Source organism: Streptacidiphilus neutrinimicus (genome assembly GCF_000787815.1).
Taxonomy (GTDB): Bacteria; Actinomycetota; Actinomycetes; order Streptomycetales; family Streptomycetaceae; genus Streptacidiphilus; species Streptacidiphilus neutrinimicus.
Genome location: NZ_BBPO01000016.1, coordinates 73465 through 90876 on the forward strand (window position 1 = coordinate 73465; position 17412 = coordinate 90876).

Here is a 17412-nt window from a genome sequence, read left to right on the forward strand (position 1 = left end):
CGGGCCGGGGCGGCTAGAGTCCGCGGGCGGTGAGCAGGTTGCGGGCGCGGTCGACGAGGCCGACGCCGGGGGCGAGGCCACATCCTGGAATCCCGCGGCGCCCTGGGCCTTGTGAATACCGATGGCCGCGACCGCACGGGCCGTGTGCGCCGCCTGATCGGAGTGCGCCACGAGGGTGTCGACGCCGCTGGCAGCCGCGTTCGCGAGCGTCTCGGCCCTCGGCTGCCTTCTGGTGTTCCTGCCCACGAGTCCCCTCTCCGTCGGTGCGCGGGTGCTCGGTCCCCTCTCGTCTAACCCGCCGAGGCGCAGTGCACGCACCCGGCTGGGCCGAACGGGTCACGACCGGCTGCGACACGGCGCGCATGCCCGGGCGGTCCGGGGGCAGATGCGGCTTCAAGGAGGTGGGATACGACATGGGTCCCTTGCTGTTGGTTCTGCTGCTCGCCCTGCTGCTGGGCGGGGTCGGCTTCGCGGTGCACATCCTTTGGTGGGTGGCGATCGTGGTGCTGGTGCTGTGGGTTGCCGGGTTCTTCTTCCGCGGCGCGGGTGAATCCCGCGGCCGCTGGTACCGCTGGTAGCACGATTCAGCGCAACCCCGGTGCGGGGTGGGAGCCGGACACGTGTGCGGCTCCCGCCCACCACCGGTGTCACGGCGGGCGAGGAATGGGAGCAGGCGATGAACGCGGTCAAGCTGGCGTACAAGCCCGTCGGGCTGCTGCTGAGCCTCGCCGCCGGCGCTGCCGCGGGAGCGGTGACCAAGCGCGTGTGGCGCGCGGCATCCGGCGGGAGCGAGCCGCCCGTCGCGACGGAACCCGACCGCTCCTGGGGCGAAGTGCTGGCGGCCGCGGCCCTGCAGGGCGCGGTATTCGCCTTGGCCAAGGCCGCCGTTGGCCGTGCGGGCGCCACCACCGTCAAACGGCTGACCGGAACCTGGCCCCAATGACGCGACCGACCGCCCCATGCCGCCTGCGAACGAACAAGCAGCGGAGCCGGCGATGACCCCCGCCGAGATCCTGCTCCTGGTCCCGCTGCTCCTGGCCGCCACCTTGACCGCCACACGCCGCAGCGTCACCGGACGCCACCGCCGCCCACGCTGACTGCAGCGAAACGAGCTGTCCCGCAGGGCCCGGGGCCCATCGGCCGACCGGGTGTTCCGATCCAGCTCATCCGATCATCAGACCGTGCGCGCCTGGCTGTCCTGCGCCCTCGCGTAGGGGATACCAGCGAGTGATGCGCGCCGCTGGGACCAGCAGGGCTGCGGGGATGACCCAGTTCAGGCAGTCCGTTCCAGACTTCAGGCAGAGCGATCACATCCAAGTTTGCCGTCGCCAAAGAAGACATGACCGATCGCCAGGAGAGTGAGGGCATCGACGGCGCCGGCCCCCGCGGCCAGCGCCGACAGCACCATGCTGTTGCGGATCTCCCGCCGCCCCGACCGGGAGCTCCTCGGAACAAGCGCACTGCGCGTCACCACTCCAGTCCCCCGGGGCCACTCGGCTCCCGCTTCTGATGTCGCGCCGGGGGTGAAGGCCTACGGCCGGCTGCCGCGTGGCAGGGCGCGGTCGGTGAGCAGGCCGGACAGGCTGGCCGTCGCCGACGGCGGTGTCGGTGAGTCAGTCGGCGGCGACCAGGACGTCGACGTGCTCGGCCACCTGGTCCACGGTGAGGGCGGCGAAGGCCACGGCCTGGGCGAGGTCGATTCCGCCCCGGGGGCGTGGCTGAGGTGACCGCCCTGGCGGGCTGGGCGGCGGTGTACAAAGCGAGCAGGCGCGGGTGAGGTTCCCGAAGCCGAGTGGGTTGGGGTGTTCGGCGCGTCCTTGCCCTCGTCTGAGACGTCTGCGGCATGACGGTGGAGGATGGATGCGGGCAGGACCGTCAATTTTCTGGGAGCGGGCGATGAGCACCACCATCTTGGAGGACGTACGCGCGCTGAGCATGCTGGTCGCGGACGCGATCATCGACGACGACCTGCTGCGCGGGGCGCGCACGGAGGCCGACGTCGCGGAGCCGGGGCGGATCGTCGTGAGCGTGGACGAGCGGGAGTTCGTCATCACGATCCGGCCCACGCCGCCGACAGTGACCGCGGAAGGACGGACCGAGTCGCCCCGCTACTCCGAGGGCGACGTCCTACTGGAGAGCGGGGCTCCTGGGCGGCGCCTGGAGGTGTTGTGCGTGGGGGAGGAGGCATACTTCGTGCGGCGACTGGACGCGGTCCGGGGTGAGGCGGAGCCGGTGGAGATGGCCTGGGCCTACGCGAGGGCGGAGGCGGCCACGACCCGCGTGGGCGCGATCACCTGACGGAAACAGGCCCATCGATGAGCGGGCCGTCAGCAATGTACTCGGTCCTGGAGCCCTATGACTGATTCCGGGTTCGCCGCCCGCACCGGCCACGAGCATCCCGGTGACCCGGCCGCGACGGACCGTGCGCGGCAGGTCGACGCGGCCTGGGCCTCGCTGGTCCAGATCCGCCGGATGCTGCAGCCCGACCATCCAGAGCTGCCAGCTCCGTGGGAGAGGAGCCGTCCTTTGCAGGCCGTCGCTCTGGCGCTTGAGGCCGCCGGCATCTCGTTCTGCGAAGTCGACGACCAGGGAGCCGTTGCGCACGAGGGTGTTCAGCTGAGCCAGGACGACCCGGTCCTGGTCCGGGTCGTGTGGCGGCACCGCCGCGGCGAGCGGCCTGTCGACGCGGGGGAAGCCCGGCTCGGCGAAGCCGCCAGCGTGCTCGACCGCGCGGGGTGGGATGCCCTGCTTTATCGGGCGCGGGGGTCGCGCTACCTTCTGGTCGAACCGGGCCGGGACGCGTGAGGGCCCGGGCCGCAGAGGCTGACGGCAGGCGAAGCCGGCACCGGCCGGGTCGCCGCCTGGCAGGGCCGCGACAGCGACAACGGTTCGTCACGTCCTGATTTGCCGAGTCGGGATCCACCCCTGGTCGTGGTGCCGACCCTGGGGCCTGCACCACGGGGGTTGTCCGGAGCTACTGGGGGTTCTCGGGGTTGTTCTCCAGCAGGACCACCTCGAATTCCTCAAGGGCGACCGCCTGCAGGCCGGTCTCTTGGACGGCCTGACGGCGGGCGACGCTCTGCTGGGGTCGGGCGGCCTTCAGGCTCGCGCTGTCAGTGAACAGCACGCCGACTGCACCGGCCCCCCGGTCGCGGTCGACGAACAGGGCCGAGCCGCAGAAATTGGGCAGTGCCTCGAACCGGGGCAGGCCTGCGTTCGTGAAGAGGGCGATCAGGTCGTCGATGCGGGACGGCTCGATCATGAACCGGCCCAGCTGGAAAGCACGGGCCTCGGCGATCTTCGGGCTCTGCCGGAAGGCCGCGACTTCGGAGTTGTTCACCAGGACGCTGTCCGCGAACGGCGTCAGCATGGCGGCGCGCCGTTCGGCCAGGTGGTCGTCGCTGTTGCTGCGGTCCTGCTCGGTCTCCCACCAGGAGGCCATTGCGATCTTGCCGAGGTCCCGGTCGGCGAACAGGCCGTAGGACCGGAATCCGGGCGAGTCCGCGAGGAGCTTGGGAGCCTCGTTGCAGAAGGTTTCGAGTGCGTCGTCGATCTTGGTCGGGTCTCCGACCGCGTACACGGTCCGGGCGTACATCAGCGCCCCTTTCGTCGGAACCCACTGGGCGACCACGGGCTCGACGGGTCCGTGGCGCCGTCTGGTCGCCACGCGTGGCGCGGGACGGCAGGGCGCCGGGCGGGCGAACCCTGCCGCGACATCACAAGACGCCCCGATTCTATCGCCGTAGGTGCGGAAGACGGCTCAGCGAAATTCGAGCCCCCAGCCTTCGTCGTCGCCAAGCGCCTTCGCAGGCCGCGTTGGTGTGGGCGGCGAACCTGACTGGCAAGTTCCACACGGTGCTGTGGCGTGCGGCTGCACCGAAGGTGGCGGACCGGCTGGTGGTGGACCTTGACCCGGGTCCGGGGATGGACCTGCTGGCGGACCTGCTCGCCCCCGCACGGGCCTGCCGCCTGCCCGAAGGGGGGCGATGCGTCGTGGTCGGGGCGCGGACGGCGCCCGCGATCCATGCCCCGAGCCCGCCTGGCTCCGCCGCTGGAGGGGGCCCGGCCGAAGAGGGTCCCCGCCGTGCCGGGGGAGCGCGCGCCGTCCGGCGGTACAACGCCCTTCGAGGACTTGCTGCGCAGCCGGGCTGCTCGCGAGCAGCGGCAGACGGCATCCGCTACGCCGAGTGCGGCAAGACCGTCTGGGCCGAACAACGGCTCAATGGCGCGCCGACGACGCCCTGAGGGCCATCGACCGCCCCGAGCTCCGCAGCGGGCAGCTCGACGCTTCCTTGACCAAGGCGTCTTCTGCGAGCAGACTGAGTGAGTCAACTCACTCAGTCTCATTGAAGGCGCATCCGGATATGGAGACCGTCCACGGAATCACCCCCGCGCCCGCCGATTCGCGCCTTGCACTTCGCTCAAGACTCGGCCTGATCACGTTGCTGCTGCTGTGCGCGGTGCAGTTCCTCGACATCGTCGACACCGCGATCGTCAACGTCGCCCTGCCGTCCATCCAGCACAGCCTGAACTTCACCCAGCAGAACCTGCAGTGGGTGGCCAGCGGCTACATCCTCACCTACGGCGGGTTCCTCCTCCTCGGGGGACGCCTCGGCGACCTGCTCGGGCGCCGCAGGCTGCTGTTGTGGGGCCTGGCCGTCTTCGCCCTCGCGTCACTGGCCGCAGGAGGAGCCGACAACGCCGGCCTCCTGGTGGCCGCCCGTCTCACCCAAGGTGTCGGCGCGGCGCTGATGGCCCCGGCAGCGTTGTCGCAGCTGACGACGAGCTTCCGCGAGGGCAAGGACCGCGACACCGCGCTCGGCGTCTGGGGTGCCGTCAGCGGCATGGCGGCCGCGGCCGGAGTGTTCCTCGGAGGAGTGATCGCGCAGGGGCCGGGGTGGCGCTGGGTGTTCTTCGTGAACCCGCCGATCTGCGCGGTCGTCGTCATCGGGGCGATCGTCCTGCTGGCCAAGGACCCCGCCGCCAGGGGCAAGAGACCTGCCTTCGACTCGACCGGGGCCGTGCTGGTCACCGGGAGCATGCTGATGCTCGTCTACGGGCTCGTGCGGGCCCCGGTCGTCGGCTGGGGGTCGGTCCAGACCGTGGCCATCTTGACCGGGTCCGCCGTGCTGGTCGCGGCCTTCGTCCTCAACGAGTTGCGTAGCCGCAACCCGGTGGTGCCCTTCGCGATCCTGCGCGTGAAGGGATTGGTTGCCGCGGACCTCACCCAGCTGATCGCCTTCGCCGGGTTCTTCTCCCTGTTGTTCTACGCCACGCTGTACATGCAGGAGGTCCTGCACTACTCGCCGCTTCGAGCAGGTGCGGCCTACCTGCCCATCACCGCGGGATTCGCCGTGTCGGGAGCCGTCGCCTCGCAACTGATCAGGCGCATCGGAACCCGTCCCGTGGTGGTCGCCGGCTGCCTGATCGCCGCGGCCGGGATCGCCTACGTCTCGCGGCTGCCCCTGCACGGCACCTACACCAGCGACCTGCTCCCCGGACTGCTGGTGATGTCGCTGGGGGCGGGCGCCGTCTTCGTCTCCATCACCGCGGCCGCCAATGCCGGCGTCCCCGCCGACAAGGCGGGCCTCGCGGCAGGACTGCTGAACTCCTCACAACAGATCGGCAGCGCCCTGGGCCTCGCGATCCTCTCCGCCGTCGCCGTCACCCGCACCAACCAGTTGACGGCCGCTCACATGGACCACCTGGTGGCGGCGGACGCCGGATACCACCGCGCCCTCGTCGTCGGCAGCATCCTCATGGCGGCCGCGGCCCTGCTGGCCCTGCGCGTCGGCAACACCCGCGAGGCCGCCCCGCTGGTCATGGTCAACGCCCAGCCGGCCCGGCTGGACGCGCCGGCCTCAGGGTTGGCCGCCCCTCGGAACGCGTCCGCCCATTCCCGTAGGGTGGAAGCCACCGCCGCCGACGCCCCAGTCACCGCTCGAACCGACCACGCCCCCCAGTTCAAGAGCCAGCATGACTGATCAGACATTCCCCCGCCGCGCAGCCACACCCGACCGGCGGCCTGGCAAGCGCGAACGACTCGTAGCCGCCGCCGTCCAGACGGTGCACGAACAGGGAGTCGAAGCCACGACGCTCGCGGACATCGCCAAGGCCGCCGACGTCCCCGTCGGCGGCGTCTACTACTACTTCAAGACCAAGGACGACGTCGTCGCGGCCGTCATCGACGCTCACTCCCAGCAGATCCGGACCACCCTCGGTCAGATCGAATCCCGGCACAGTTCCCCGAAGAGCCGACTCAAGGCCCTCGTCGCGGCGTTCGTCGCCCAGGGCGAGGCGGTTGCCCGGTTCGGGTGCCCGCTGGGTAGCCTCTGCTCCGAACTGGACAAACGACCAGGCGAGCCGAGCCTGGCCGCCGAGTTGATGCGCCTGCCCATCGAATGGGCCGAGCGGCAATTCCACGCACTCGGGCGCCCGGACGCACACGACCTCGCCGTCGACCTCCTCGCCGCCTACGAGGGCAGCGCCCTGCTGGCCAACACCCTGCACGACTCCGATCTCCTCACCCGAGCGGCCGCCCGTATCGGCGACTGGATCGACGCCCTGTAAGAGCGTCCGCCACTGGTCGTAGGCTCGCAGTACCGCGAGGAGCAGGTGGCCGATGACGCCGGCCTCGATCCACCCGTCCCGCCGCCGGCGGATCGTGGTCGCCGAACAGGCCCGGTCAGCGACCCGCTCGTAGCCCATCCCCGAGACCAGCGCCAGGACAAGCCGGTCGAACACGACCGCGTCCGCGATCCGCGGGTTGTGGCACCCCAGCGGGTGCGAATCGGGCCGGGCAGGGATCTGCCTCAGGAACTCCTCACGGATCGGGTCGATGATGGACGCGGGCACGACGGACACGAACCCCCCAGATGGTCACGTAGCGCAGGCAACTCCATGATCATCAAACCCGTCTCCGTCGTGCCATCCTCTCCGTTCTGGCGTACTGGCCGACGCTCTACACGATGAAGCGGTGGATGGCCTCGTTGGCGTGGTCCTGAAACGACGGGTTGGCCAAGTCGGGGAAGATGTTCGCTTGGTCGACCAGGGGGCCCTTCAGCTTGTTGGCCGCGCTGGCGTAGAACACGCCGCTGGACAGGGTCGGGTCGGTGACGCCGTCGACCAGTCGCTTCGCGCCGACCTCAAGCTTGTGGGAGATCCCCAGGGCGGGCAGGACGTACTTGGACGCCAGGCGCAGCGGTAGGGCGATGTCGTTGGAGGCCTGGGTGCCGGTGGTGGCGCCGGGGCTCACGGTGAGGAAGCGGCGGTCGGGGTGCTTGCGGGCCAGGTAGGCCATCCAGAGGGCCCCGATGTACTTGGCCTGCCCGAAGGCGAGGTTGAAGTCGGTCTTTCCGTCGGCGAAGTAGCTGCCGTCGATGACGGCGGCGAGTTCATCGGCAGAGGTTGAGGCGAAAGACGGCCGCTTCATCCGCAACATCGGAAGCCCCCTGGCTGCTTCGCTTCCGGCGAGGACCGCGACCTGGCCGAGCCGCCGCTCGGTCAGGAGTCCTTCGAGGAGGACGACGTGGCCAAGAACATTCGTCGCGAAGACGTTGGTGACCCCGTCAGCGGTCAACTCCATCGACCGCGGGCCGATGACGCCGGCGTTCATGACCAACGCGTCGACGGATCCGTCGACGGCAGCAAGGCCGGCTCGCACCGAGCCCAGATCGGCGACATCCATGACGACGATGTCGAAGATGCGCCGGCCGGTGACGGCTTCGAGGTCGGCCTTTGCCGTTGTCGCCCGGTCTCGGTTGCGGCAGGCCAAGTAGATGCGGGCCGTCTCCGGTCGCAGAGCCAGCTGCCGGGCCACCTCCTTGCCGATCCCGACGTTGGCGCCCGTAATCATCACGGTCTTTCCCGTGAGTGTGCTCATCGGGATTCCCTCTCATCTTCTGCAGGGCTGATCAGGTGGAACGGCTCATGCTGATTCGCGGGACCGGTGCTGCGTTGGCGAGTCCCACAGCCCTCAAAGTGGGTTGTGCAACTCAGTCTGACCCTGGCCAGACTGGGCTGTCAAACTCAGAATCGCTACCATGGATGCATGGCGAACAAGACGAGCGACCGGCCGCGACTCACCGCGAAGGGCGAGCGCGTCCGCGGCCGAATCGTGGAGGGGGCTGCGGCCTTGATCCACGAGCGCGGAGTCGCGGGCACCACCCTGGAAGACGTCAAAGGGGCAGCGGAGGTCAGCGGCTCGCAGCTCTACCACTACTTTCCCGACAAGAACGAGCTCCTGCAGGCGGTCATCGACCACCAGGCCGACACCCTGGTCAATCACAATCGGCAGGCGCTCAGCAGTGAAGACGGAGTCGCAGCCTGGCGGGACATGCTGATCGCCGGGGTGAAGCACAGCCAGGCAAAGGGCGGCTGCCCACTCGGTTCGCTCGGCGGCCAACTCGCCGAGAGCGACCCCGAGGCCCGAGCCCTCATCGCCGCCGGATTCGAGCGATGGTCAGCTGCCATCAGCGAAGGACTCAGGTCGCTTCACGCCGACGGGAAGCTCGCACCCGGCATCGACCCGGACGCCCTCGCCACCACTATGCTCGCCGCCCTGCAAGGGGGACTGCTCCTCGCCCAGGTGCAACGGAGTACGCGTCCTTTCGAAGTCGCAATCGATACCGTTCTCGCCCTTGCCATCCGGACTTGAGACTCGAAGACCGGTAGCCGGCTGTACTCCGCCATGGGCCGCTGAACGATGCGTCGCAAGGCCACCAGGGCCGCCTCCGCGCGCCATCCGACGGCTCTGGCCGGGTCCCGCTCCCTGTGCAGTTCCTCAGTGCAGTTCCTCAGGCTCATCGTCGCATTGAGGCAGAGCGGCACGGCCCCCGGTGAGCGGCGGCGATGCGGTCCTCTACCTGAGGCACGGACGTCATCACCGTCGTAGCCTGGTCCGACGACCTGGCATACCCACCGGTAAGACACCCGCCCGCGCAGCCCCGCATCCGATAGCCCAGCTCAACGCCTACTGGCGGACGCTCTAACCCAGCGCCCACGGCCACCCCCGCCGCCGCAGACGTTCCAGCCGATGGCCTGGTAGGTGTCGTAGACCGCGACGCCGGTGGCGGGTTGGCGACGGCGGAGACGTCGGCGTTGGTGCGGTTGGAGCAGCCGGTGACGGTCTGCGCGGGAACTCGGGTGGACCGGCCAACTCGCCGACATCGTCAGGAAGTTGTACGAACCGCTCGGCGGACCGGCGAGGACAACCTCCCGGGAAGCTGACCGACATGCTTCGTGACAACTGAGACGATCGCGACCAGCCTGTGTTCGGTGCGTTGCCTGTTCGCGTGCGGGGATCGGCCGGCTGTGTGCCGGGGTGTGGCTACGCGGTGGGGTCGGGGCCGAGGGCGGCGTCGAGCAGGTCGCCGAGCTGGTCGATCTGGGCGGGCGTGAGGGCGCTGAACGAGGACTCGAGGACGGCGTCGGCCACGTCCTGTCCTGCTGCGCGCAGGCGCTCGCCCTCCTGGGTGAGCCGGTGCCTGACCGCCCGCCCGGGGCCCGGGACGCGTTCGATCAGGCCGCGGTCGGCCATTCGGGCGGCGAGGGAGCCGAAGGACTGGTCGGTCTGGAAGGTCAGCACCGCCAGGTCGTGCAGTGAGGCGTCCGGCTGCCGGTGCAGGTGCCGGAGGGTGTCCCACTGCACGAGGGAGAGTCCGAGCGGGGCCAGGGCGCGGCTGAACGCGCGGTGGTGGCGGTACTGCAGGCGCTTGACGGCCAGGGCGACCTCTGCGGGGCGGCGGTGCTTCATGGGGGAGATCGTAACCCAGAAACAATCAGCTTGCGTATATAAGGAACCTGATCTAAGGTTCCTTATATAGCTCGCTGTGGACCCCGCGAACCCCTTGAAGAGAGTTGGAACGATGAGCACTCCCGTACCGGCTGGCACTCTCCGGCCCACCCGCACCCGCACCGTCGACGTCGAATCCGGCGGCCCGGCCGAGATCACGCTCCAGGACCGCGACCGCACCCGGCCGTTCCTGCTCCTGCACGGCGGCGGCGGGCCGGCGACCATGGCGGGCTTCGCCGACCTGCTGGCCGAGCGGACCCACTCCCGGGTCCTGCTGCCCACCCACCCCGGCTTCGCCGGCACGCCGAAGCCGGACGCGCTGACCGACGTCACCGCACTGGCCCGCGCCTATGTCGCGCTGCTGGACCAACTCGACCTGCAGGACGTGACGCTGGTCGGCAACTCCTTCGGAGGCTGGCTCGCCGCGGAGATCGCCCTGCTGGGCAGCCCCCGCGTCAGCGGCGCCGTGATCATCGACGGCGTCGGCATCGAGGTGGAAGGCCACCCGCCGACCGACGTCACCGGCCTGACCCCGGCGCAGCTCAAGGCCCACTCCTTCCACGACCCGAGCAAGGCGCCCGTGCCGCCGAAGGCCGACGGCAACGAGAGCGGCAACGACAGCGGTCCCAGTCCGGACGTGCGCGCCCTGATCGGCTACACCGGTCCCACGATGTCCGACCCGACGCTCGCGGGACGGCTCGGCGACCTGCACGTGCCGGTCCTTGTGCTGTGGGGCGAAAGCGACCGGATCGTCACCCCCGCCTACGGCCGCGCCTACGCCGCGGCCATCCCGATGGCGACGTTCACCCTGCTCCCCCGCACCGGACACCTGCCGCAGGTCGAGACGCCCGAGGAACTCCTCGGCGCCCTGCTCGACCTCGGCCGATGACCTCCACCCCAGGAAGGGAAAAGTCCACCATGCGCACCCCCTTGACCGTGACCCGGATCGCTCACGCCTGCCAGCTGATCGAGATCGGGAACATCCGGATCCTCACCGACCCGTGGTTCACCCAGACCGAGACCTACTACCCGGGCGAGCCCCTCCACCTGGCCGCCGACGCGCTGGGCCCGATCGACGCGCTCGTGGTCAGCCACGAGCACTACGACCACTGCGACCTCGACGCTCTCGTCGCCGCGGGCTTCGACCTGGCCACACCCCTGATCGGGCCAGGCACCGTCGCGACCCTCGCCCGGGGAAAGGGCTTCCGTGACATCCGGGCCATCGAGGCCTGGGAGTCGACCACGGTCGCCGGTCTCACCGTGACGGCCACCCCGGGCGCGCACGGCGTCCACGAGGTGACTTTCGTGATCCAGGCCGACGGCCGCACCGTCTTCTTCGGCGGCGACTCCCTGCGCGTGCCCGAAATGGACGCGATCCCACAGCGATTCGGCCCCATCGACCTGGCGATTCTCCCGGTCAACGGCCTCTGCATCCGGCCGATGAACCTGGCTCAGGTCGTCATGAACGCCGAGGACGCCGCCGCACTCACCGCCGTGCTCCGGCCCACCCTGGCCGTGCCGCACCACTACGCGTTCCACAGCGGCCGGCTCGGCGACCGGATGATCACCAAGGGCGACCAGGACCCCCGCCACTACGCCGACGCCGTCGCCCGCATCGCCCCCGACATCGACGTCCGCCTGGCCCTGCCGGGCGTCGCGGTCACAGTCCCCTGACGCGCCGGACACCGCACCGAAGAACAGCCGGGAACTGACGTTCGGCGCGGCGAGCATGGACGGGCTCCAGGGGGCGGTCATGCGGTCAGGCACGGGTAGCGATGATCACCATGCCTTCGGATTCGTGCTCGTCGAACGTGTCGGTCACGCGTCCGCCGCGTTCTTCGCGGATGGCTACGGGAAACCGCCGGGCTCCTTCCATCATGGTCGTGATCTCCGGCAGGCGGTAGTAGTGCATGAAGTGGCGCAGCCAGCCGCCGGTTCCGTCCGGGCGCTGCAGTTTGATGGCGGTGAGTGAGGTGCGGCTGTGGGTGTCGTTGATGGAGTATTCGGTCCGCGTCGCGCCGCTCCTGGTTCGGCGAGGCGATGCGGAGCGACTCGGGTCGTGCCCAGCAGCGCGGCCCAGGTCGGTGCGTCGCGCAGCGCACCGCCGCATCGCGGTACGACGTCGAGCACCACCCGGTCGGGGCGCAGCAGGACGGCGTCGGCGCGGGACCGGTTCAGCCAGGCGGTCAGCGTGCCGTCATCCAGCACACCGGTCTCGCCGGGGAGCGGGTAGCCGTTCAGGCGGACGGTGCGGGCGCCGAGTGAGTCAGCGAGGGCTCTGACGGAGGCCCCGGGGGGTGCTGAGCAGAGCAGAGCGAAGCCCTCGCCGAGCACGTCGTCCAGTCGTGTCGGGAGTCCCTCGACGGTCACTTCGGGTTGGGGACACGGCCGCCCCACCAGGGAGCGGAACTCCCATGCGCCGCGCCTGACCAGGGGACCGGGCGTGAGGGCGGGGCTCATGTCGCGGCTGATCTTGTTGGTCAGACCCGGGATGCGGCAGACGGCGGCGACCGCGCGGCGGCGCAGGGCGGCGGCCCTGTCCTGGCCGCCGGTCATGGCCCAGCCCATGGCGACGGCGAGCCGGATCAACTGCCGGGCGTGGGGCTTGCGTTCGGCTTCGTAGCTTTCCAGCAGGCGTTCGTCGGCGCGGCCGTCGAGGACGAGGGCGAGTTTCCAGGCGAGGTTGTGGGCGTCGCGCAGGCCCGCGCACAGGCCCTGGCCGATGAACGGCGGAGTCAGGTGGGCGGCGTCGCCGAGCAGGAAGACGCGTCCGAGACGCCAGCGGTCTGCGATCCTGGCTCGGAAGGTGTAGCCGGTCGCCCGGAGGATCTCGAACGAGTCGGGGTCGGTGACGTGCACCCAAGGGCGTACCAGGCTATGGACGCGCTCGGCGTCCACCGTCTCGCCGGGGTGCTCCCCGTCGAGCAGGCGGAACTCCCAGCGGTACCGGTCCTCGCCGATGCGCATGAAGGTCGCCGCGCGGGCCGGGTCGCATACTTGGTCGACGCCCTCCCAGGAGCGCACCGGCAGGTCGGTGCGCGCGTCCACGACCATCCACCGCTCTTCGAAGCGCAGGTCCTGCCAGTTCGCACCGATGGCCTGCCGGACGATGCTGTTGGCTCCGTCGCAGCCCAGTACGGCGCGCGCCCCTACCACCTGGCTCTGGCCGCCGTCGACGGGCCGCACCGTCACCCGCACCAGCCCAGCCCCGGACGCCTGGTCGGGGGCTTGCTCCACACCGGTGACCTCGACGCCTCCGCGCAGTTCGCATTCCGGGTGGTCGGCCAGGGCCTGGCGCAGCAGCCGTTCGAGTTCGGGCTGGTCGAACAGGCTGGTCTGCGGGTATCCGTGGCGGCCGAGTCCGTCGCGCCGGAAGGTGGCGAACACGCGGTGGCGGGCATCGAGCAGGCGCAGGCCGTTGGCGGGTCGGGTGATGGTCGCGAACGGCTCGGCGACGCCCACGGCTTGCAGGATGCGGCGGACCTCGTCGTCCATCGCGACCGCGCGCGGCAGGGGGTAGACGTCGCGGTGGCGCTCCAGCAGCACCGTGTGCACGCCCCGGCGGGCGAGCAGGATCGCGGCGGTGACCCCGACGGGGCCGGCGCCGACGATCACCACGGGTGCCGCGGCGGCGGCTCGCACGGTGGTCATCGGCCGTGTCCCTGCCCCTCGGTGACGGGCGTGCGCTGCTCGCCGAGGTCGATCCGCCCGTCGGCGGTGGCGGCGGTGGCGGTGACCTGGTCGCCGGTGCGCAGGTAGCGGGGGTTCTTGCGCTGGCTGTTGAAGAACGCCTTCCACTTGATCCGCGGGGGCAGCAGGGCGGCGAGCTTCTCGACCGGCTTCGGCGGGGCCTGCAGGGCGGTGCCGCCGGGGGTACCGGTCAGCAGCAGGTCGCCCGGTTCGAGGGCCTGGAAGCGGGACAGCACGGTCAGGGCCCGGGCCGGGCGGGTGATCATGTCCGCCAGGGTCCGGTCCTGCCGCATCTCACCGTTGACACACAGGCGCAGCCGGATGTCCTGGAGATGCGCGAAGTCCTGCTCGTCCAGCAGTACGAGGTAGGGGCCGACGGGCGTGAAGGTGGGGTAGGACTTGCTCTCGTAGAACTGGCCCTTGGTCAGTTGCACGTCGCGGGCGCTGACGTCGTTGCACAGCACCAGGCCGGCGACGAAGCGGGGCAGGTCCTGCTCCTCGACGACGGTGCCGACCGGCAGCGGCGCGCCGATGACCAAGCCCAGTTCCACCTCGTAGTCCAAGAACTGCACGTGCGGGGGCCGCACGGTGGCCTCGCTCGGCCCGCACACGGAGCCGGATGCCTTGCGGAAGAACGTCGGCGGGATCTCGCCGGTGAACCCCGACTCGCGGGCGTGGCTGCGGTAGTTGACCATCTGGGCGACGACCCGGCAGGGGGTGGTGACCGGCGCCAGCGGCACCAGGTCCGCCACCGGTGTGCCGATGTCGTGGGAGTCGGCCGCCTGGGCGACGGCGACGCGGTCGGCGAGCAGTTCGGCGGTCGTCGCGGCCTTGGTGTCGATCGCCACGGCGCTGTCACCGCGCACGACGAACCAGCCGTCGGCGGTCCGCAGGATGTTGGTGCTCACGAGTTCATCGCTTTCATCAGGCCCAGCAGGCGGGCGGGGTCGATCTCGTTGTCCGCGCGCAGGGCCGACAGGGCCTCGCGCAGCAGGGCGGGAGTGGGGTTGGAGCCGAGGAAGTCGCGGGTGGCCGGCGGCCCCCACTGGGCCAGGCCGGACGCGGACATCGCGGCCCAGCCGGGTTCGACGTCGCAGGAGAACAGGTCGCCGTCGGCGAAGTGCTCGACCATCAGGCGGTCCGGGTCGCGCCAGTAGTCGAAGAGCTGGCTGCCCTGGATGTGCCGGCCGATGCCCCAACTGCGCCTGTAGCCGCGTTCGGCCAGGTACTCCCCGCCGGCGGCGAGGGCGTCGAGGTCGGTGACCTGGTAGGCGGAGTGGACGTAGCCGGTGCCCGGGCCCAGATGCATGGCCAGGGTGTGGTGGTCGACGGCGACGCTGCCCTGGTCGCAGCGGAGGAACGCCATCGTCGGCCCACGGTCGCGTTGGCCGTCGAGGAACAGGAAGTCGCTGACGATCAGCCCGAGGGTGTCCAGGTACCAGTCCAGCGCACGGACGAACACCGGGGTGGACAGCACCACGTGGCCAAGTCGCTGGACCCTGGCCGGCTCGCGGGGAGGACGCTGGGTGGTGTCGGTCCTGGGCTGCGCGGTACCGAAGTTCAGAATCAGCGGCCGCTGTTCGGGCAGCGCGGGCAGCTGTTCCAGGCCGTGCACGACGCGGACCGGGATGCCGGACGGGTCGAGCAGGTCCACCACCCGCCCGCCGGTGAGGTCGCGCAGCTCGCGCACCGACCGGCCGGTGGCGCTCGCGAGTCGGTCCAGATCGCGGGCCTCGGCGGCGCGGAACGCCGGGCCGACGAACCGGGACGCGCGCCCCGCGCGGATGACCACGCAGGCGGATCCGGGGAATGTGGCCCGCAGGTAGAGCGTGTCGGGGGTGCGTGCGGCGACGGCGAAGCCGAAGTCGCGGGCGAACGCCTCGGCCCGGTCCAGGTCCGGCTTCTCGAACTCCAGCCAGGCGAGGTCCGCGACTTTGATCAACGGATCGCGACTGCGGCCGTGGTGCTCACCGCGCAGAGCGCCCCGTTCGCTGTGCAGGCCCTGGTGGACGTCGTTCGTGGCGGTGGGGGAAGGGGTGTGGTCCATGGCGGGTGTCCCTCGTGGGTGAGAGGTCTGGCTCGGTGGGGGACCGGGGCAGACTGTGCCGTCGGGTCGGTCCTATCGGGCGAGGAGGGCGTCCAGAGCGGTGGTGAGCTCGGCGACCGGGTCGGTGCCGTGGCCGTGGGCGCGCCAGGCGACGAAGCGGTCGGGGCGCACCAGGACGGCGCCGCCGGGGGTGTGCCCCCGCGCCGCCGTCCAGGTGGAGCGCGGGTCGCGGAAGTCGCCGTCGAGGTGCCCGACGCGGACCGCGTCGATCGGCGGCCCGTCCTGTGCGGCGACCTTCTCGGCGGCCTCGCACCAGGCGTGGCCCTCCTCACCGGCGATCAGCAGGAAGCGGCCGGGACGGACCAGACGGGCCAGAGCGATGCGCTGGCCGTCGAGGTCCTCCAGCCAGGCGTGGGGCAGCGGGTGGCCCGGGCGGGCGGCGGGCGTGTAGATGCGCACCGGGTCGGGGTTGTCCGGGGGCCGGGTGCCGTCGGGCACGACGGCCGCGGAGTCGTAGATGTAGCCGAACTCGATGCCGAGCTCGTTGAACTCCATGGACTGGGCGGCCACGGCGGCCAGGAAGGCGCGGCGGAACGCGGCGTCGGCCGGGTCCTCGCTCCACAGGCGACGGGCCTGCTTCCAGTTCTCCTCGGTGTCCGCCTGCGGACCGCCGCCGAAGAGCGCGTTGACGGCGATGTGGTTCATGGCGTTCTCCAGCGAGCGCTGGACGTTGGTGGCGTCGACCGGGCGCCGTTCGGCCTCGTAGGTGTCGAGCAGTGCGTCACCGGCGTGGCCGTTCAGGACGGCGGCGAGCTTCCAGACGAGGTTCTGGACGTCGTGCATGGCGGAGGTCAGGCCCAGGCCGCCGGTGGGCGGGTGGCGGTGGGCGGCGTCGCCGGCAATGAGGACGCGGCCGCGGCGGAAGCCGTCGGCGACGACTCCCTCCAGGGACCAGCGCGAAATCATGTGGACCGTGACCTGGTCCTCGGTCAGTCCGAGGGCCTTGCGCAGGTCGGCGAGCACGGACGCGTCGTCGAGCGCGCGGGTGTCCTCGGCCCCGTAGTTGAGGTGGAACACCCACTCCTCGGAGTCGGGCCCCCAGTGGTCGGGGCCCATGGGCACCAGGACGCCGGGGATGCCGAGGTCGGGCAGCCACAGCCAGCGGATCAGCACGTCCGGGTCACCGGCCGCGCGGGACAGGTCTGCGGAGAGGTGGCAGGAGACCACGCGGGCGAGGTCGCGAACGCCCTCCTGCGCGATGTCCACGGCGGGGCCGACGGTCCGGCCGCCGTCGCACCCCAGCAGGTAGTGGGCGCGCACCCGGTAGCTCTCGCCGGTGTCGCGGTCCGTGACGACGGCGGTGACGCCGTCGTCGTCCTGGGTGAGAGCGGTCAGCTCGTGGTGGAAGCGGACCCGGTCGGGCGCGAGTTCCTCGGCCCGCGCCCGCAGGAGGGGTTCCAGACGGATCTGCGGCAGGTTGGCCTGACGTTCGGGGCTTGCCGCGAGCCACGCGGGGGAGTGCCCGCCGGCGCCCCACGCCTCCATCTTGGCGACCCTGCGCCCGTGGTCCTCGCTGTCGCCGGTCAGGCCGACGTACCAGGCGGTGTGGGACATCTGCTCGGCCGGAGCGGAGGCGGCGTAGATCGTCTCGGCCACGCCCGCGTCGCGCATGATCTCCATGGCGCGTTGGTTGAGGACGTGGGCCTTGGGCAGCATGGACGTGGTGGGCCAGGCGCTGACCAGCAGGGACTCGATACCGAGGCGGCTGAGCAGCATGGAGGCGGTCAGCCCCGCGCCGCCTCCGCCGACGATGAGGACGGGGACGTCGATGTCGTTCACGAGAGAGCTCCAGGGGTGCGGCGGCTCGCGGCCGGCGGGTGGG

General features: G+C 70.9%; 18 protein-coding genes and 2 pseudogenes. 11 read left to right on the top strand and 9 right to left on the bottom strand.

The genetic code is table 11. From position 1 onward, the window contains the following. Positions 1-413 precede the first annotated feature (413 nt). The 5 genes from TR48_RS13340 (at position 414) to TR48_RS45460 (ending at position 2805) form a co-directional block, all read left to right on the top strand. Positions 414-578 (top strand): hypothetical protein, encoded by a 165-nt coding sequence (locus TR48_RS13340; protein ID WP_042366415.1) that lies wholly within the window; start codon positions 414-416, stop codon positions 576-578. Positions 579-676: 98 nt separating this feature from the next. Beyond that, complete coding sequence (locus TR48_RS13345; protein WP_042366551.1) at positions 677-943, top strand: DUF4235 domain-containing protein; 267 nt, start codon at positions 677-679, stop codon at positions 941-943. A 622-nt stretch (positions 944-1565) separates the two neighbouring features. After that, positions 1566-1727: a hypothetical protein gene (locus tag TR48_RS43180; RefSeq protein ID WP_161789821.1), complete on the top strand. Its 162-nt coding sequence runs from the start codon at positions 1566-1568 to the stop codon at positions 1725-1727. A gap of 169 nt (positions 1728-1896) precedes the next feature. Next, a complete protein-coding gene (locus TR48_RS13355; protein WP_042366443.1) occupies positions 1897-2298 on the top strand; it encodes a hypothetical protein in 402 nt (133 codons plus the stop codon). Positions 2299-2526: 228 nt separating this feature from the next. Then, positions 2527-2805: a hypothetical protein gene (locus TR48_RS45460; protein WP_236652126.1), complete on the top strand. Its 279-nt coding sequence runs from the start codon at positions 2527-2529 to the stop codon at positions 2803-2805. Between the two features lie 169 nt (positions 2806-2974). Here the strand turns inward: TR48_RS45460 and TR48_RS13365 are convergent, their stop codons facing one another. Beyond that, entirely contained in the window at positions 2975-3595 is a 621-nt protein-coding gene (locus tag TR48_RS13365; protein ID WP_042366447.1) for a hypothetical protein, read from the bottom strand. A gap of 218 nt (positions 3596-3813) precedes the next feature. On the opposite strand from TR48_RS13365, the pseudogene TR48_RS45465 reads away from it, so the two are divergent. The 3 genes and pseudogenes from TR48_RS45465 to TR48_RS13375 all read left to right on the top strand — a co-directional run. Further along, positions 3814-3921: pseudogene (locus TR48_RS45465) on the top strand (non-homologous end-joining DNA ligase); the annotation flags it as partial. A gap of 443 nt (positions 3922-4364) precedes the next feature. Beyond that, positions 4365-5984, top strand: coding sequence for an MFS transporter (locus TR48_RS13370; RefSeq protein ID WP_063770979.1), 1620 nt, complete (start codon positions 4365-4367; stop codon positions 5982-5984). Next, a complete protein-coding gene (locus tag TR48_RS13375) occupies positions 5977-6570 on the top strand; it encodes a TetR/AcrR family transcriptional regulator (RefSeq protein ID WP_042366449.1) in 594 nt (197 codons plus the stop codon). Before TR48_RS13370 ends, TR48_RS13375 begins: the two co-directional genes overlap by 8 nt. Before the next feature lie 12 nt (positions 6571-6582). Here TR48_RS13375 and TR48_RS45470 read toward each other — a convergent pair. Next, positions 6583-6864 (bottom strand): annotated as a pseudogene (locus tag TR48_RS45470) (IS5/IS1182 family transposase); the annotation flags it as partial. A gap of 97 nt (positions 6865-6961) precedes the next feature. Then, positions 6962-7882, bottom strand: coding sequence for an SDR family NAD(P)-dependent oxidoreductase (locus TR48_RS46330; RefSeq protein WP_042366451.1), 921 nt, complete (start codon positions 7880-7882; stop codon positions 6962-6964). A 168-nt stretch (positions 7883-8050) separates the two neighbouring features. Here TR48_RS46330 and TR48_RS13385 point away from each other — a divergent pair, with 168 nt between their 5' ends. Then, on the top strand, positions 8051-8656 hold the full coding sequence (locus TR48_RS13385) for a TetR/AcrR family transcriptional regulator (RefSeq protein ID WP_042366453.1): 606 nt from the start codon (positions 8051-8053) through the stop codon (positions 8654-8656). A gap of 672 nt (positions 8657-9328) precedes the next feature. On the opposite strand, the gene TR48_RS13390 is transcribed toward TR48_RS13385, so the two are convergent. Further along, on the bottom strand, positions 9329-9754 hold the full coding sequence (locus TR48_RS13390) for a MarR family winged helix-turn-helix transcriptional regulator (RefSeq protein WP_042366456.1): 426 nt from the start codon (positions 9752-9754) through the stop codon (positions 9329-9331). 112 nt (positions 9755-9866) lie between these two features. On the opposite strand from TR48_RS13390, the gene TR48_RS13395 reads away from it, so the two are divergent. Both TR48_RS13395 and TR48_RS13400 read left to right on the top strand, forming a co-directional pair. Further along, a complete protein-coding gene (locus TR48_RS13395; RefSeq protein ID WP_042366458.1) occupies positions 9867-10682 on the top strand; it encodes an alpha/beta fold hydrolase in 816 nt (271 codons plus the stop codon). A 29-nt stretch (positions 10683-10711) separates the two neighbouring features. Continuing rightward, positions 10712-11467 (top strand): MBL fold metallo-hydrolase, encoded by a 756-nt coding sequence (locus tag TR48_RS13400; RefSeq protein WP_042366460.1) that lies wholly within the window; start codon positions 10712-10714, stop codon positions 11465-11467. Positions 11468-11552: 85 nt separating this feature from the next. On the opposite strand, the gene TR48_RS43185 is transcribed toward TR48_RS13400, so the two are convergent. The 5 genes from TR48_RS43185 to TR48_RS13420 all read right to left on the bottom strand — a co-directional run bounded on the left by TR48_RS43185 (position 11553) and on the right by TR48_RS13420 (position 17369). Next, positions 11553-11705: a hypothetical protein gene (locus TR48_RS43185; protein WP_161789822.1), complete on the bottom strand. Its 153-nt coding sequence runs from the start codon at positions 11703-11705 to the stop codon at positions 11553-11555. Beyond that, positions 11669-13444: a bifunctional 3-(3-hydroxy-phenyl)propionate/3-hydroxycinnamic acid hydroxylase MhpA gene (mhpA, locus tag TR48_RS13405; protein ID WP_063770980.1), complete on the bottom strand. Its 1776-nt coding sequence runs from the start codon at positions 13442-13444 to the stop codon at positions 11669-11671. Before mhpA ends, TR48_RS43185 begins: the two co-directional genes overlap by 37 nt. After that, the gene (locus tag TR48_RS13410) at positions 13441-14391 is read right to left on the bottom strand and encodes a fumarylacetoacetate hydrolase family protein (protein WP_042366462.1); all 951 of its coding nucleotides are present in this window, start codon (positions 14389-14391) and stop codon (positions 13441-13443) included. Before TR48_RS13410 ends, mhpA begins: the two co-directional genes overlap by 4 nt. After that, positions 14388-15530, bottom strand: a complete 1143-nt coding sequence (locus TR48_RS13415; protein WP_042366464.1) for a VOC family protein — start codon at positions 15528-15530, stop codon at positions 14388-14390. Before TR48_RS13415 ends, TR48_RS13410 begins: the two co-directional genes overlap by 4 nt. A 72-nt stretch (positions 15531-15602) precedes the next feature. Then, a complete protein-coding gene (locus TR48_RS13420; RefSeq protein WP_042366465.1) occupies positions 15603-17369 on the bottom strand; it encodes an FAD-dependent monooxygenase in 1767 nt (588 codons plus the stop codon). Positions 17370-17412: the final 43 nt, after the last annotated feature.